A 15387-nucleotide genomic window follows, 5' to 3' on the forward strand; every position below is an offset into this window, starting at 1 on the left:
ACCAGTTAGAAAATTTAATTACTTAACCCCTAATCAAGTGCTACAACAAAAAATTGCACTTATTACTTGAACTTAGAATTTTTGTTCATTAGTGCTTCAGCAAATGCTAATTACTAAATCCCAATCTTATTTTATAACGGTATGCTCGGCCGCCAATTTCCTGCTCTAACTTTAAAACTTCTTTTGTTTTCTTACTAATCCAAAATACCTCTTTATTTCCTTTTGATTCGTGTACCAAAAGCCAGCAATCAATTTTTTTATCGTCATAACCGATCAATTCTGCAGAACCAGTAACGGTATAAGCTACTTTTTGAAAATTAGAGGCAGTGCCTGGATCATAAAACGGAACTACAAAAGTTGCCCCTTTTCTATACGGCAATAAAGGAAAAGTTTCTAAATCTAAATGCCAGTTTAAGTAATACTTATCAAGAGATGATTTATATCCATCCCAAATTCTCTTCGACTGAATAGCTGTATCTGCATTACTCAAAATTTTACCATTATGATCAACTGTTTTGCTTAAAAAATCTACTATAGTAGAATTGATAGATTTAGTAGTAGATGTTCTAGATGTTTGCACATTCCACCAGGTTTTATGATACAAAGGCTGCATGGTTGTTGCATCAGAAATAGATTTTACGATATGCATGATACTGTCTTTGTCTTCCCATTCCTGGGTTATTTCAATAGCAGGTTTGCCGTTATAATCAGTACGTTTTATTGTTCTCGTCCAAAATTGTGTTTGAGTACGCACCGAATCCTTTTTCATTTTAAAATAAACCAGATAACGATTCGTCCCTTCCCTTAATACTTTGGTATTAATGTTTTCTGAAGTAATTTGAAGAGTATCGCTCTTCTGGGCAAGTAATGTTGAAGCACAAAATAATAGTGCAGTTAATAATCTCGTCTTCATAATATTTGTTATTTAAATGTTGTTAACTTTTTAGTTTTTTTCAGCGTGTTTGACCACTAATTTTTCCAAATCGGGATTTTAATAAAACTATCATTATACCACTTAATTATTAAAGGATCTCCTGCATCTTTAATTGTTTCTTCATTTACATCCTTGCCTGTACCATAATTAATTTGCTCAGATGAACTTTTATTTACATTAACTATTAATACAAGTTTACTTCCCTTGCTAAGTTTTCTACTGGTAAAATAGCTGTTAGAAAATGGCAATGCTGTTTTTTTATCGGGAGTTAACAATGCTCTTTGTTTATTGTCTTTAGCATAACTGGCCCTTCCCATAAAATAAGTGAGATAATAGTATTTACCATCAGCTTTTTGTTCGAACAATACAGCGCTATAATCTAGATCTCTCTTATTAATTGAAACATTCATTTGCCCTGTAAAACAACCTGTAAATTCTACCTCTTTCTTTAAAGCAGCCGTTTTATACATTATACCGCCTCCGGCATTTAAGCCTTCCCAAATAAGCCTGAAAGCATAATAATAGCTATTCATAGAACTTCTATCCTTATAATCTACTTTCATTTTGGCAAAATCAATTTTACTTGCTTTCTGTGGATTTAGAAGATGCTTATTTGAATTATCTAAGAAAAAAGTAAGGCTATCATTACTTACATTAGCCAATGATTTTGCATGTTTCCAGCTATTAGTGCCCATCACCTGATAATTAATTCGGTCTTGCAGGAAACCAGGTTTGGTTTTATTTTTAAGAATGTAATCGAACCATTGAAAAATAATATTCGTAATAGAAATATTGGCTACCGAATCAATTTTATATCCATTATAAACACTATCGGGAGACCCTTGTGATCCGAAGTGTCCGTAAGGGCCAATAATCAGGTATTGATTGGCATTAGGATTATACCTGTCTAATTCTCTCATATAATGCAGCGCACCTACTTGACCACCATCAAAATAACCTGTTGTGGTAAGTACAGGAATATTAATTTTAGCATACTGATCTTTGTTTGGAATCATTCTTTGCCAATAGTTATCATAAGTAGGATGATCAAGCCATTTATTGAATATTTTGTTTTTAGGCCTCCCCAACAAGCTATCGAATGTACGATATGAACTACCTGTTTCAAACCACTTCTGTTCCATATCACTCCACTGTTTTCGATTATTGTAATCATCATTGTCTAAGTACTTATTATTAGAAACATAATAAGTCCATGAGAATTGAAAGTTCATTACTACATTGTTCATCATCGGCGCATCAAGGCCAGGTGCAGCAGAAGCTGAGGGTACAATTGTTTTTAAGGCCGGGTGTAAATTTTTGGTGGAAGCCCATTGTGAAAAACCATTATAACTACCTCCGTACATTCCCACACTCCCATTGCACCATTCTTGTTTACTTATCCAATCAATTACATCATAAGCGTCATCTCCATCGTGCTCATAAGGAATCACTTCATCGGGGCTGTTTTTTTTACCTCTCGTATATGCATACACACCAACATAACCTTTGTCAGCAGCTTGCTTGGCTTTGTTTACATCTGTTTTTCTGGCATAAATAGTAAACCCAAAAATCACAGGCAAAGGTTTTTCCTCCCCTTTTTTCCGAACTACTAAAACAGAAATACTTGCTCCATCTCGAGCTTTAATGAGTATACTATCTTGAATGGTGTAAAAGCTATCAGGCAGGTTTGTTTGCTGTGCTTGAACTATTGTGCATGCTATAAGCAACACAAAAAGCAATTTGACTAATTTATCTTTCATATTTTTTGATTGTATTTTACTTTAAAATCATTTATATATACCAAATAGTATTCTCGAATATTTATTCCTTTTTATTAATTCATAGCTAAGCATACTTCCAGCAAATGTTCCTAACAATACACAGCAAAACTTAAGCTTTACATTCATTTCCAATGGTAATATCAAGCTGCAAGAAATTCCAATAAATATCATGTGAAGGATATAAATAGGGTATGCAGCTTTTGAGAGATAAGAAAGTGATTTGTTGGAGAAATTTAGATACTGCTTACCAAATGCAAAAATCGTAAAAACCCAAATACAGGTTTCAGCAGGTAAATTTATATTATTAGGAAATGATGCACTATTAGTGATTCTTATTGCAAATAATGAAATGGCAAGAATCAGAAAAATCCATCTATATTTTGACAAGTTATTCCAAAAAACATCTCCGGAAAAAGCAAATAAACATCCGAAGATAAAGGCTAACCATCCTAAAAAGAAACCATGAGTAGTTAAAGCATACATTTCATAAATAGGCGGTTTGGCAATAATTGTTTCTATTACAAAGCAAACAATTACTATTAAAAAAATGATCGGACTGCTAAATAGTTTTCGAAGCTTAAGTGCAAATAAGCTATTTGATTCCTTCTTCAAAAAATATAGTGGAGCAATAGTTAAAATAACATAGCATAAAATATTTCCCAAAAACCAAAGGTGTGAACTATTTGGAATGTATTGAAGTTTCCATTCATAATATTTTTGTAGTAAGAGCAGATATAATGGGGCAATAAATACAAACCCAAATGCAAATGGTATACCTATTCGTAAAGCTCTTTCTTTTAATAACTGATGCCAGTTTCTATTTTGGAAAGAGTAGAAAACACCAATACCTGCTATGAAAAACAAAATAGGTATTCGCCAAATGTTCAGCATGGTCATAGGAATCCATAATGTCACCCATGGTTCTGTATTTACTATAAACCCAATCATAAGGCCCCATGGTTGGAAAGCAATTGCCACATGATAAACCAACAATAAAACAATGGCAATTACTCGTATCCAATCAATAAAGTGTTTTCTATCTTTCATTGTTTTCTATTTTAACATTGCAGCTATTTGCGGCCTGGTTTTTTTCAAATATTCATAATCGAATTTCACTCCTAAAGGTGCCAATGAGCTACCCATAATATCATAAATTGGCTTTGCATCTTGAAAGGGAGCAGAAACAGTTTCAAGAGCTGTATTGCCATATTTATTTTTAATTGTTTTATCCGCTTTTTTAGCAAGCAACATTTTCACTATTTCAGGTTTGCAAAAAAAGGCAGCAGTAATAAGTGCTGTAGAGCCTTCATTATTTTGAATATTGAGCTTTGCGCCAGCGTCAATCAGCAATTTTGCGATTTCAGTTTTGCCAAATAGTGAAGCACTTATCAATGGGGTACTACCGCCAAATTTTTCCTTTTCATTGATATCCGACTTTGCAGCTATATGTTGTTTTACTGCAGCTATATTATCTTTCATAACCGCTGTATGAATATCAACAGAAGGTACTGTTTGACTTGCAGTTACTTTTTTGCTTTGATTATTTTGCCCAAAAGCTGGAAATGAAAGGACTGAGGTTATCATTAAAATGAATGATAATTGTTTGATTCGAGTAATTGTTTGTGAAGTCATTGTTTTTTTTTTTGTTTTTAAAATTGGTTTCTAAAAAAGAAAAGATTTTATCAAAATGCTTTGTTGGTTCTTCGTGTGCACCTTCAAGGATTACATGTTCGTAGGGATGTTTAAAACCGCTATTGCTTAATCTTAAGATCATTTTTTCACCCATTTGAACAGCAGGTATCATTTCGTCTTTAGTAGCAGACATCAAGAGTATCGACCCGTTAGTATTTTCTACTTTTATCAATGCTTTTTGTTCAGCAATAGTGTCTTTTAGCATCACTTCAAATGTTTTTCTCAAATCCCTTTTCATCATAAATGGGACTGCTTCATCATTTACTGGTATAAATGGCAAATCTTTTCCTTCAAAAGTCCAACAGGGAGTAGTAAAATCCATTGTATGACCAGGAAAAACAGCATGGCTCGAAGACATGGCTACCACGCATTTAATGTCTTTATAATAGCTCCCCAACAATAATGCTAGATCTGCTCCTCTTGACCCTCCTATTACCGCAATTTTTTTATTGTTTATTTTTTTTCTTTTTTTTGCCATCGCAATTGCATTGTATACATCATCAATGGCAATCCTATTTAAGATCTTGGGTGTTCCTTCACAACCAAAATATCCAATGGCTAAAAAAGCATACCCTTTCTCTAAAAAAGCATCTCTTGTTTTTTTCCAACGATTCCTTTCCCATGCATTACCACCTTCTGAACCACCCAAGCCAACTATTAAAGGTTGGTCTTTACTCTCGCCTGTATATAAGATTGCTTCAATATTGGCAGCTTTTAAAGTGTCTTTTTGAATACTTGTATTTTGTCCAAGAGCAGGTAATGCAAAAACAGAAATAAGCATTACATGGAAAGCATTTTTTTTGATATTTGATATTATTTTTAAAATCATATTTTTAATGTTTTTGTTTATTATAGGCACATAGGTGTACTGTATCACAGTTTGTGAAATTTAATTTGACTAAAAAATTGGATGATTTATTTTATTGTACTATGGGCTTCCTTCATTAACATATTCTAAAATATCAGCAGGCTGACAATCGAGTACCTTACATATAGCTTCTAAAGTGCTAAAACGAATCGCTTTAGCTTTTCCTGTTTTTAAAATTGATAAATTAGAAAGTGTCAACTCCACTCTTTCTGATAGCTCATTAAGCGACATCTTTCTCTTTGCCATCATAACATCTAAGTTCACAATGATTGGCATAGCTTATACAGTTAAATCATTTTCATTTTGAATTTCAATCCCTTTCTTGAAAATAAGTGCAATAACATAGACAATCGCAGCCATCAAAATAAAAGCTTCACTATCCACCCAAAATTGATTGAGTTTGTCAATTTCGAAATGATGAGACAAGTACTTAGCTATTTGCTTTGCTATATGACTAAATATTCCAATAGTAAAAGTAAAGTAGCTGATCTGTAAAATTTTTTTGGAAACAAAACTACTAAATGGCTTTGCTAAATCTATTTTGTGAAGTAGATCTATAACGCTATAAAAAAGCATTGCTTTAAAAACAGCAATAAATAATACAAAACTATACATTCCGTAAAAAGCCCAGACGTTTTGCTGATACATTAAAGTTAAATCCAGCTTTTGGTACAGATTACCAACAAATTCTGGTTTGAATATGCTAAAAACGAAGTTCACAATCAATCCGCCGGCTTCTATACTCAAGCCTACAAAAATTATCCAGGCTATAATGTACAAGACCATAAATACCAGGTTGTCAAACTTTTTCATCTATTCAAATTTTAAATTGATACAGCAAAGATAATATATATTTATTGATAAACAACAAATTTACATTTTTTGTCAAAAAATATTTATTATTTACTGCATGAACGGCAAATTTGTGGATTTGACGGTATTTTAGTCGCCTTTTTTATTTCACACGACTCATAGGGAAGATTTGTTTTCGCTCCTTGCCGTTTTTAGTACCAGCAATTTCAGCAACTAAAGCATTAGCATTGATTTTTGAGTAAGCTATAATTTGAGGAAAATCATGGTTAGGATTTTCAAAGATCAACTCATTGTTGGATGCAGTTTTCGCTTTAAAGCGAACAGGCATATTATCATTTTGGTTTTTAACTTTCGGCATATAGAATAAGTTGTTATTCTCCTGAATCAGGCGAATTGTCTCAAAAACGATTGTATCTTTTTCTTTAAGCATGTAGCTTTTTCCTGAAAGTTCTACATCACTTACTTTAGCCCATGTTTCATATATACTTCCATTTGGAGTTTTGTTTTCCCAAGTGCCTATAAGCCATTCCGCATTTTTAATTTCGTTTTTTGGTTGCAATGACCAGCTGCAAAAAATAATGACACTAAAAATTGCCAATACTGTTTTCTTATACATAATGATGAGTTTTTATTTATGCTGACGAAGTTGAGTTCAGTTTCAAACATAAAATTGTAAGAATGCGACAAGACTAATCTGTTCCATAAAATAGAGAAGACATTTTAAGGTTGTTACCGTAAAATTCCTTTGGAGTATGTCCTGTAAACTCTCTGAAATCTTTTATAAAATGTGCCTGATCATAGAAATCTCCTTCATAAGCCAAAGCTGTAAGACTTGTAAACTTTTTATTGATTAATAATTTAAGTGTATTCTGTAGTCTTATTGTTTTGGAGAGTTGTTTCGGGCTTAAGCCAATAGCAGAAGAGAATTTACGCTCCAATTGCCTACGGTTTATATTAATTTGTTTAGAAAGCTCGGCAACAGAGAGCTGACCGTTAGCAGTTAAAATAGTGTCGATCGTAGATTTGATGATACGATCAATGGTTTCCAATGATACTAAACGACTCAATAAAAAGTTTTCAATATGATTGATTCTTTCAGCAGTTGAAATGGCATTTACTATCAGTTGTTCGATCTTGAGCCCTTCAGTCCCAAATAATTGTTCTAATGAAATGGCTTTATTCTCCATTTCTTTAATAGGTACTGTTGCAAAAGGCAAAAACCCTTCAGGATAAAAGCGAACCGAAAAAATTCCAGTCTCCCCTATTGGCTCAATTTCAAGTGGACGGGTTAGTTGTCCTATTACAAAACATTTAGGTTGAAATATGTGGTTTCCATTTTCAACATACTGTTTGTATAAATCTCCATAATGAAAAATCATTTCCATACAACCGTCAGGAACAATGGTCTGTCTTTCAGGATTATCTTCTTTTGGGCTTTCTAATGTCCAATAGCATTATACAAGTGTAGAAAGATCCTGGCAAGGATCAAAAACTTGATAATTCATTATTCACTCATTTTGGTCAGTAGTAAAACTGATCTATTTACAAATCGAAGATAAAAAAAATATTTTGATAATTATTGTTTTACGATAATTATTTATACATTTGCAGTAATTAATCAAGTTTTTAGCATGAAAAACGTAAAAATCACTTCCACGATATTATTTTATATCACCAGGATTGTTGCAGTACTATATTTAGCAACAACTTTTTATTCATTGTTAACGCTCCTCACAGAATGGAGTGTAATTATCAGAGAAAACGGCCAATATTATTCTATATGTTTTCCATTTTCAGAAAAACATTTTCTAAATGGAGAAAACAATTGGGCATATAAAATTTTCAACTTTTTAATTCCAATTGGATTTTACGGGATTTTCTTTTTGTTGCTAAGCAATGTTTTTAATGCATTTCGTAAACCTAAATTATTTACAAAGTATGGTGTCAATCAATTAAGAAATTTTTACTTGGCAAATATTACGCTCCCTTTTCTTGAGATTTTATTAGCGTCAATTTTTGCTGGAAAAATTGAAGAAGGATTAGAGTTTGTTGCTGTAATTCATTTTTTTCTTGGTGTTTTTGCCTATTTCATGGCTGCCATTTTCAAACAAGGATTACAAATACAAAACGAACAAGACTTATTTATTTAATTATGCCAATCATTGTAAACATAGATGTGATGCTTGCAAAACGCAAAATGCAAAGCAAAGAATTGGCAGATATTTTGGATATCACTCCAGCAAATTTGTCTATTCTAAAAACAGGTAAAGCCAAAGGTATCCGATTTGATACACTAGAAGCAATTTGTAAAGCATTGAAATGCCAACCTGGCGATATTATTGAGTATGTAACAGAATAAATCCATTCACATATTATCCAACGTAACAATAGCTTCATTGCTATTGACAGATAATCATTTGCCTAAGGCGAACTTTTAAAAACATTAAAATATTCAGTAAATGAACAGTTTATCCATCAAAAATCTCACAAAGACTTACGCAAATGGCGTACAAGCTTTGAATAATATTTCATTAGAAATCAATAATGGGATGTTTGGTTTATTAGGCCCGAACGGAGCAGGAAAATCATCATTAATGCGAACAATAGTAGGCTTACAACCAGCTGATGCAGGAGAGATACTACTAAACGGAATGAATATTCTGGAAAACCCCCAGTTTATTAAACAGCAACTGGGTTTTCTACCACAAGATTTTGGGGTTTACCCTAAAATATCAGCACAAGACTTGTTGAATCATATTGCTATAATAAAGGGAGTTGCCAACAAAAAGGAACGCAAAGAACAAATTGATTCATTACTAGAAAAAGTAAATCTGTCTTCTCATAAAAACAAAGAAGTATATACTTTTTCGGGTGGAATGCGTCAGCGTTTTGGTGTTGCGCAAGCTTTATTAGGCAATCCAAAAATCATCATTGTAGACGAACCTACAGCTGGTTTAGATCCAGAAGAACGTAATCGTTTTAATGGATTGCTTTCAGAAATTGGTGTAGAAAGGATAGTAATTCTATCTACTCATTTGGTAGAAGATGTTAGAAATCTTTGTTCTAAAATGGCCATTATAAAAAATGGAAAAGTTGTGCTACAAGGCAACCCCAATGATTTTGTAGCAGAACTAAAAGGCAAAATCTGGCAAAAACAAATTCAAAAAGCAGAACTGGAACAATATAAAACCAATTCAAATGTGATTTCGTCTCATTATGTTGGCGGGAAGTTGAATATTCAAGTGTATTCCGAAAAAACATTACTTGAATTTGAAGCAGTAAATCCAACATTGGAAGAAGTGTATTTCAATAATTTAAATCAACTCTAATGATGAAAAAACTTATTTTATTCGATATAAAATCGTACTGCAAAAACTGGAGATTTCTTCTTTTACTCGTTACAATAATTGCACTAGGCATATTTGGCGGCGAAAATGCTCGTTTTACCATTTCCGAAAATCTGGGGTATAATTCTCCCTATCAAGTAGCATTTATTACCGCATTTTTAAGTTTAACAAGCATTTTTTTTGCAACAATATTATCAGCACAAACAGCATTAAAGGAAATAGATTACAATCTGAATCTCATTTATTTTGCTTTGCCTATTTCAAAAAAACAATTTCTTTGGAGTCGCTTTGTATCCATTTTTTTACTGAGCTTCAGTTTTACATTAATGCTTACTATCAGCTTTTTCATAGGTAGATCATTTTCTTCAGCAGGAATGATAAATATACCTTTCAATATTTTCTTTTATATTTTTCCAATAATAATTTTCACGGCAATCAATACCCTTTTTGTAGTGGCTATTACTGCATCGGCGGGTTGGGTAACAAAAAATAAACTATTTATTTATGTGAGTGGCTTGTTACTGTATATACTTTATATGGTGAGTATGGTATTTTCAAGCTCACCATTTATGGCCAATAATTTACCACAATCCAAGCAAGCACAATTTATTTCGGCTATTCTTGATCCTTTTGGTATGTCGGCATACTTTAATCAAACAGCACATTTATCGGTTCAAGAAAGAAATACCGAGTTTGTATCATTAATCGGAATCCTATTAGCCAACAGAGTTGGCATTTTACTGCTTTCTGTTTTAATACTGGTAATCATTAGCAATCAATTTTCAATTATCAAAAAAGTAAAATCAGCTAAAGTAAAACATGCTCCCAACCAAGCTGCTACTCTCCCATTTGCATTTGTATCTACTGAAAATTCAGCTAAAGTAAAAATTCAATCTCTTTTCTCTTTTACGAAAATGAATTGGTTATATATAGTAAAAAGCATCCCATTTGTGTTGATTGTATTGAGTTTACTTTTTGCCGTTGGAATGGAAATATATGCAGAAATAGAAAAAGGAATTCGTATACCACAAAAATATGCTTCATCTGGCTTGATGGTTTCTACCATTATTCAAAATTTCTATGTTATTGGTGCATTGGTTTTGGTTTTTTATGGAAACGATTTGTTTTGGCGCAGTAAAGCTTCAAACTTTAATTATATAGAAGAAAGTACCACTAATTACAGAGTTAAATTTTGTTCTATTTGGCTTACTGTAATTGGATTGAGTATTGGATTAACAACGATTTTAATTTTGGAAGGAATTGCTTTTCAGATAATTTACAAGTACCCAAATATCGAATGGAATGTGTATGCAAAAATCTTTTTATTCAATACTTTACCTTTAGTGCTAGTTGCTGGGTTTACTTTAATCTTTCAAAAACTCATTAAAAACAAGTATTTAGCATTAGCTATTTCCGGGCTTTTTGTTTTGCTGATGACCACATCATTAGGCAAGTCTGTTGTGCAATATCCTTTGTTGAAGTTCTTACAAACCATCTCATTTGAATATAGTGATATGAATGGATTTGGAAGTTATGAAAATGCATTTGTACAAAGACTATTATTCGGGTTTATGATCTTTATAGTGCTTTTGTATTGCATACACCAAAATAGACAATCGATTAAGAAGGTTTCATTTTGGCTAGTACTATTTTGCAGTATTGGTTTGGTATCTTATGTAGGTAAGAATATGGTTACCGGATATGTTTCAAAGGATAGCAACATAATTGAAATGGAGCAAATAAATTACGAAAAGCAATTCCGGGCATTTCAAAATAAACCTCAACCTACCATTACAAAAGTAACCACGAGAGTAGATTTATTTCCTTCTAAAAATGCCTATAGTATAAAGGGGAATTATATTTTAGAAAACAAAACAGAACAACCAATTAGTGAAATCCTGGTAAACTTCTCAAATGGGTTTGAAATTAAAAAAGCTTTCTTACGCACTGAAAATGAGGAAATTTCAATCAACAATCAATACCAAATTATTCAACTAAAACAAGCAATTACTCCTAACCAAAAAATCGGTTTCGATTATGAACTATTCTATCAATGGAAACCCATAAACGGACATCGATCGTTTAATGCAATTGTTGAAAATGGAAGTTTTATGCGCATAAGTCGATATTATCCTCAGATTGGATATGATGCTTCTAATGAAACTGAAGATGAAAATAGTAGAACACAGTATCAATTGGGAAAACGAACCCAAATTACTTCTTTGGAAGCTCCAAAGGTATTGAAAGATGATTTTATATCATTAGATATGACCGTTTCTACAGAAGCCAAACAAACAGTAATTGGAGTTGGTGAATTAACGAAGCAGTGGAATGAAAAAGATAGGCCAGTATCTCAGTTTAAAGTTGATGCTATCCCTTTTAGATTTGCCATTTCTTCGGCCAATTATGCAGTTACAAAAGAAAACTATAAAGGAAAAAGCTTTGAAGTATATTATCATCCAGCACATGCTGAGAATGTAGCTTATTTAATGAAGAATGCAAAAATCACTATGGATTATTGCGAAAGCAATTTTGGCAACTATCCATTTAAAACCATCCGTTTTGCTGAGATCTCAGGTTTTACAAAAGGATTTAATGCAACTGCCTATCCTGCAACTATTTACATGAACGAGAATATGGCGTTCCATAGTAATATTCTGGCAGATAAACAACAAGATGTAATTAACGAATTGGCCGGACACGAATTGGCGCATTTATGGTGGGGGAATAGTCAAATAGATCCAGATCAGCGAGAAGGTCATGCTATGCTAACTGAAACATTGGCAATGTATACCGAGTTGATGTTACTCAAAAAAATGTATGGCAAACCAAAAGTTGAAGAAAGTATAGCCATGCACCAAGATATTTTTAATAGTGAAAAAGGATTTTTAGGTGACGCTCCCCTTATTAAAGTATTGGGTAATCAATCACATATTAGTTATTCCAAGGGGGTAGTGGCAATGTATAAATTAAGTGAGTTAATAAGTGAGGATAAAGTTAATTCAGCATTGAAGAACTTTCTTGCTATACATAAATACCCAGCTTCAAAACCTATCTCTACTGATTTCCTAGAGGAAGTTTATAAAGTTTCAGATAAGAAACATCATGAAATAATTAAAAAACTCTTCGAAGAATAGGTGAATAATAGACTACCCTTCTTTTGCCCAAAGGAATCTAGCCCTAATCCATGATTTCCTATCTATCACACCATCACATTCCCAATACGGATATATATCCTATCTGGATTAGGGTTGTTTTCATCTAGGATACGCATTTGTATCGCACTCCTTCCTTTATAAGTAGTCCATCGTATGGGTAGATGGGTTGGTAATGGAATTCAAGGGTTAAGGAGGTGAACAGATTTGCGAATAGTGTGTCGAGGATGGTAACGAGACCTGCTTCTACTAAGATTAATTGATTGGTAACAATCATTGTTTGGTCATACAACGCTGGCATATCCAGTTTCGAGAGTCGGTTGGTGTTAGGGAAGGGAAGGGTGTTTATGGGGGGAGTGGTATGGTTGGGGGGATTGGGGTCGGGTGACTCGTCCTAAATAAAGTTTACATATTTATTAATTAGTCCTGTAATAGATTGTCATTTACATTTTTAATCCTACGACTGGTTTACAAACGTAGTTTGTTTCCTGTAATAATTCTTCCATAATTTCTTTGCCTCTATTAATTCAGAAGTTTGATGAACCTGATTAGGCATTAGATTGCCAATACTCATGTGTGGACGTTCATTATTATATAAATCAATAACATTATCCAATAAAGACCTGGCTTCTTTTATGTTACTTACCTCATAAGCATATAAATATTCTTCTTTAATGATTCCATTAACTCTTTCAGCAAGAGCATTTTCTAATGGGTCACTATTCTCTGTCATACTAATACCAATCTTATTAGCCAATAAAAGATTAACATAATCTGGATTACAATATTGAAAACCTCTATCACTATGATGAACCAATTGAATAGGACGCTTTGGCCCTAAAGCTAAAAGCGCATTATTCAATGCTTTTATAGTTTCAATTACCGCCAAGGTTTCAGCTACGTGGTAGCCAACAATTTTGTGCGAATAAACATCCGTTATTAAACTAATGTAAACGTGCTTAGTTCCGTTTATTTTCCAATAAGTAATATCGCTTACCCAAAGCTGATTTATTGCGGTTGCAACAAATCCACGAATTAAATTTGGATACTTCTTAAAACGGTGATATGAGTTGGTTGTTTTAATTTACCTTTTTCTTTTTCGAACTAGCAAAAAATTTGCTGAGAGCATTGTAAATAGCGCATCTCTGCCCATTCTAATATTATGTTCTTGCAAAAATGGTTGAAGCATAAAATAAAGCTTGCGACCACCAATTCTTTTATGCTTTTCTCTAATTTGTTGTACCTCTCTCACAACTAGTGTAGATTCTAATGCAAATAGCGCATCACTATTATTTTGCTGGTAATAAGCCTGCCTAGAAATACCAAACCAACCACATAACTTGGCTAAACCTATGTGTGGAAAATTCCTTTTCGTTTCTTCTATTGTTTGGTATTGAACTTTTTTCGAATGGAGATTTTAAATTCTTTTTCGGCTATATCAACCATTGTAGAAAAAGCAATTGCCTTCAGTTCTGCATCTTTAAGTTTCTTTTCTAAATCAGCAATCCGATTCTTTAATTGTAAATTCTCATACTCATCTTCAGGATTCGTAAACTCATACTTCTTTTTGGCCATGTCATAACCATTTAAAGCAAGTTTAGGCATTATTTGCTGAGAAGTGGTTAAATATCCTAAATCTCTCATCCAGCTTAGTAAACGGCCATGGTCGGCTGAACCAGTATACTTTCGCCAAATCTCGTCTTTTGATTTACCCCCTTTTAAGAAATCTTGAATAATTACATGCTTTTCATTGTCACTGAAGGATCCTGTAGATCTTTTGAATGCTGGTTTGCTCATTTTTACACCTTTTTTAGTGTAAACTCATTTCAGGACAAGTCATTTAAGAATGTCGCTAAACTTAATGGTGCTTTCTACAAACCTGAATTCTTTGTACCATTTCCACAATAGTCCAATATTCGGAATCAATAGTATGGACCCTACAACTAAATAGTATGTTTCTCGGGCAATAAACCATTTGTAAATGATACTTAAGGATAGCATGATAGTTATCATGGCGGTTACCAATAATAATAGTCTATCATTCTTTGCTTTGTCTGTTATGATTAATTTTTCATCAGATACTTCTATGATACCATCGGAAAGCGAAAAGGATAAATTTTGATTACTTGTAGTCATAAGTTGCTGATTTCTTATATGGGTTTTATGTCCTTAGGTTAAAGGGTGCGTTTATTGAGTATGCTTTGGGTGTATTTTTTTTTGGGGGGGGGATTGGGGTTGGGGTGTTTTGATTGGAATGGTTGATAATTGAAGTAGTACTCAAAATTTAAACTTGTTAATCAGCGGTTTATTAAAATATCTTTTTTACAAACACTGAATTTATCTTCTCCTATATAATAGGTATCCCAGAGATGTTTACAAATTGAACAATTACCAAATTCTATTTTTATTGATGATTTAATTTCAAGAAGTCCTTTATAAAAGAAATTGTTATTGATTCTTTCCTCGTATGAAACAATTGAATCAATAGGTGGATAAACTATAATTTTTTCACTATTCATGAAAATATATTTACCATTTGGATACTTACCATAAAAAGAATAATTCCAAAATGCTCCGTCAATAATTTTCTTTAGCATTGGATGTGAAATATACTTTGAGAATTTGAATTGATAAAGTGTATTTTTTATTAAAGGACAAACAAGAACATAACCAGTCCAATTAGTTTTGAAACTATTAAAATAAATCGACTTTTTATATTTGCTGAGTTCAACTGATAAGTGCAATTTTTAAACAAAAGGCAAAAAAGCTTTTGAGGGCTTTTTGCCTTTTGACCAAG

Annotated in this window: 17 protein-coding genes and 1 pseudogene; 4 read left to right on the forward strand and 14 right to left on the reverse strand. The window is 32.7% G+C overall.

The annotated features are described in order from the left end of the window. Positions 1 to 106: 106 nt before the first annotated feature. The 10 genes and pseudogenes from ACTIEI_RS14600 to ACTIEI_RS14645 all read right to left on the reverse strand — a co-directional run. Complete coding sequence (locus ACTIEI_RS14600; protein WP_439507021.1) at positions 107 to 913, reverse strand: hypothetical protein; 807 nt, start codon at positions 911 to 913, stop codon at positions 107 to 109. Positions 914 to 969: 56 nt separating this feature from the next. Continuing rightward, a complete protein-coding gene (locus ACTIEI_RS14605; RefSeq protein WP_439507022.1) occupies positions 970 to 2694 on the reverse strand; it encodes a CocE/NonD family hydrolase in 1725 nt (574 codons plus the stop codon). Between the two features lie 27 nt (positions 2695 to 2721). Then, positions 2722 to 3762: an acyltransferase family protein gene (locus tag ACTIEI_RS14610; RefSeq protein ID WP_439507023.1), complete on the reverse strand. Its 1041-nt coding sequence runs from the start codon at positions 3760 to 3762 to the stop codon at positions 2722 to 2724. Positions 3763 to 3768: 6 nt separating this feature from the next. Continuing rightward, on the reverse strand, positions 3769 to 4299 hold the full coding sequence (locus tag ACTIEI_RS14615) for an ankyrin repeat domain-containing protein (RefSeq protein WP_439507024.1): 531 nt from the start codon (positions 4297 to 4299) through the stop codon (positions 3769 to 3771). Further along, positions 4256 to 5236 (reverse strand): alpha/beta fold hydrolase, encoded by a 981-nt coding sequence (locus tag ACTIEI_RS14620; protein ID WP_439507025.1) that lies wholly within the window; start codon positions 5234 to 5236, stop codon positions 4256 to 4258. The genes ACTIEI_RS14615 and ACTIEI_RS14620 overlap by 44 nt, the downstream gene beginning before the upstream one ends. A gap of 99 nt (positions 5237 to 5335) precedes the next feature. Then, on the reverse strand, positions 5336 to 5551 hold the full coding sequence (locus ACTIEI_RS14625) for a helix-turn-helix domain-containing protein (RefSeq protein WP_439507026.1): 216 nt from the start codon (positions 5549 to 5551) through the stop codon (positions 5336 to 5338). A 3-nt stretch (positions 5552 to 5554) separates the two neighbouring features. After that, entirely contained in the window at positions 5555 to 6088 is a 534-nt protein-coding gene (locus ACTIEI_RS14630; protein WP_439507027.1) for a DUF2975 domain-containing protein, read from the reverse strand. 142 nt (positions 6089 to 6230) lie between these two features. Further along, positions 6231 to 6704: a DUF6265 family protein gene (locus tag ACTIEI_RS14635; protein ID WP_439507028.1), complete on the reverse strand. Its 474-nt coding sequence runs from the start codon at positions 6702 to 6704 to the stop codon at positions 6231 to 6233. A 73-nt stretch (positions 6705 to 6777) separates the two neighbouring features. Beyond that, the gene (locus ACTIEI_RS14640; protein WP_439507036.1) at positions 6778 to 7275 is read right to left on the reverse strand and encodes a helix-turn-helix domain-containing protein; all 498 of its coding nucleotides are present in this window, start codon (positions 7273 to 7275) and stop codon (positions 6778 to 6780) included. Next, positions 7270 to 7530: pseudogene (locus ACTIEI_RS14645) on the reverse strand (DUF6597 domain-containing transcriptional factor); the annotation flags it as partial. The pseudogene ACTIEI_RS14645 and the gene ACTIEI_RS14640, both read right to left, overlap by 6 nt. A gap of 189 nt (positions 7531 to 7719) precedes the next feature. Here ACTIEI_RS14645 and ACTIEI_RS14650 point away from each other — a divergent pair. The 4 genes from ACTIEI_RS14650 (at position 7720) to ACTIEI_RS14665 (ending at position 12572) form a co-directional block, all read left to right on the forward strand. Continuing rightward, positions 7720 to 8238, forward strand: coding sequence for a DUF2975 domain-containing protein (locus ACTIEI_RS14650; RefSeq protein ID WP_439507029.1), 519 nt, complete (start codon positions 7720 to 7722; stop codon positions 8236 to 8238). Positions 8239 to 8240: 2 nt separating this feature from the next. Then, entirely contained in the window at positions 8241 to 8447 is a 207-nt protein-coding gene (locus ACTIEI_RS14655; RefSeq protein ID WP_439507030.1) for a helix-turn-helix domain-containing protein, read from the forward strand. Positions 8448 to 8547: 100 nt separating this feature from the next. Continuing rightward, positions 8548 to 9417, forward strand: a complete 870-nt coding sequence (locus ACTIEI_RS14660) for an ABC transporter ATP-binding protein (RefSeq protein ID WP_439507031.1) — start codon at positions 8548 to 8550, stop codon at positions 9415 to 9417. Beyond that, positions 9417 to 12572, forward strand: coding sequence for a M1 family aminopeptidase (locus ACTIEI_RS14665; protein WP_439507032.1), 3156 nt, complete (start codon positions 9417 to 9419; stop codon positions 12570 to 12572). Before ACTIEI_RS14660 ends, ACTIEI_RS14665 begins: the two co-directional genes overlap by 1 nt. A 475-nt stretch (positions 12573 to 13047) precedes the next feature. Here ACTIEI_RS14665 and ACTIEI_RS14670 read toward each other — a convergent pair whose 3' ends face one another. From ACTIEI_RS14670 to ACTIEI_RS14685, 4 genes are all read right to left on the reverse strand, one after another. After that, complete coding sequence (locus ACTIEI_RS14670; protein WP_439507037.1) at positions 13048 to 13674, reverse strand: IS3 family transposase; 627 nt, start codon at positions 13672 to 13674, stop codon at positions 13048 to 13050. Between the two features lie 296 nt (positions 13675 to 13970). Beyond that, the gene (locus tag ACTIEI_RS14675) at positions 13971 to 14387 is read right to left on the reverse strand and encodes a hypothetical protein (protein ID WP_439507033.1); all 417 of its coding nucleotides are present in this window, start codon (positions 14385 to 14387) and stop codon (positions 13971 to 13973) included. A 39-nt stretch (positions 14388 to 14426) separates the two neighbouring features. Next, positions 14427 to 14726, reverse strand: coding sequence for a hypothetical protein (locus tag ACTIEI_RS14680; RefSeq protein WP_439507034.1), 300 nt, complete (start codon positions 14724 to 14726; stop codon positions 14427 to 14429). A 161-nt stretch (positions 14727 to 14887) separates the two neighbouring features. Continuing rightward, the gene (locus ACTIEI_RS14685; protein WP_439507035.1) at positions 14888 to 15187 is read right to left on the reverse strand and encodes a hypothetical protein; all 300 of its coding nucleotides are present in this window, start codon (positions 15185 to 15187) and stop codon (positions 14888 to 14890) included. Positions 15188 to 15387: the final 200 nt, after the last annotated feature.

The sequence above is a fragment of the Sediminibacterium sp. genome (assembly GCF_051860225.1).
Classification (GTDB): Bacteria; Bacteroidota; Bacteroidia; order Chitinophagales; family Chitinophagaceae; genus Sediminibacterium.

Excerpts from the sequence above, each read along its gene's own strand:
- ACTIEI_RS14600 (WP_439507021.1), bottom strand. The coding sequence starts at position 913 with ATGAAGACGAGATTATTAACTGCACTATTATTTTGTGCTTCAACATTA.
- ACTIEI_RS14605 (WP_439507022.1), bottom strand. The coding sequence starts at position 2,694 with ATGAAAGATAAATTAGTCAAATTGCTTTTTGTGTTGCTTATAGCATGC.
- ACTIEI_RS14610 (WP_439507023.1), bottom strand. The coding sequence starts at position 3,762 with ATGAAAGATAGAAAACACTTTATTGATTGGATACGAGTAATTGCCATT.
- ACTIEI_RS14615 (WP_439507024.1), bottom strand. The coding sequence starts at position 4,299 with ATGATAACCTCAGTCCTTTCATTTCCAGCTTTTGGGCAAAATAATCAA.
- ACTIEI_RS14620 (WP_439507025.1), bottom strand. The coding sequence starts at position 5,236 with ATGATTTTAAAAATAATATCAAATATCAAAAAAAATGCTTTCCATGTA.
- ACTIEI_RS14625 (WP_439507026.1), bottom strand. The coding sequence starts at position 5,551 with ATGCCAATCATTGTGAACTTAGATGTTATGATGGCAAAGAGAAAGATG.
- ACTIEI_RS14630 (WP_439507027.1), bottom strand. The coding sequence starts at position 6,088 with ATGAAAAAGTTTGACAACCTGGTATTTATGGTCTTGTACATTATAGCC.
- ACTIEI_RS14635 (WP_439507028.1), bottom strand. The coding sequence starts at position 6,704 with ATGTATAAGAAAACAGTATTGGCAATTTTTAGTGTCATTATTTTTTGC.
- ACTIEI_RS14640 (WP_439507036.1), bottom strand. The coding sequence starts at position 7,275 with ATGGAGAATAAAGCCATTTCATTAGAACAATTATTTGGGACTGAAGGG.
- ACTIEI_RS14650 (WP_439507029.1), top strand. The coding sequence starts at position 7,720 with ATGAAAAACGTAAAAATCACTTCCACGATATTATTTTATATCACCAGG.
- ACTIEI_RS14655 (WP_439507030.1), top strand. The coding sequence starts at position 8,241 with ATGCCAATCATTGTAAACATAGATGTGATGCTTGCAAAACGCAAAATG.
- ACTIEI_RS14660 (WP_439507031.1), top strand. The coding sequence starts at position 8,548 with ATGAACAGTTTATCCATCAAAAATCTCACAAAGACTTACGCAAATGGC.
- ACTIEI_RS14665 (WP_439507032.1), top strand. The coding sequence starts at position 9,417 with ATGATGAAAAAACTTATTTTATTCGATATAAAATCGTACTGCAAAAAC.
- ACTIEI_RS14675 (WP_439507033.1), bottom strand. The coding sequence starts at position 14,387 with ATGAGCAAACCAGCATTCAAAAGATCTACAGGATCCTTCAGTGACAAT.
- ACTIEI_RS14680 (WP_439507034.1), bottom strand. The coding sequence starts at position 14,726 with ATGACTACAAGTAATCAAAATTTATCCTTTTCGCTTTCCGATGGTATC.
- ACTIEI_RS14685 (WP_439507035.1), bottom strand. The coding sequence starts at position 15,187 with ATGCTAAAGAAAATTATTGACGGAGCATTTTGGAATTATTCTTTTTAT.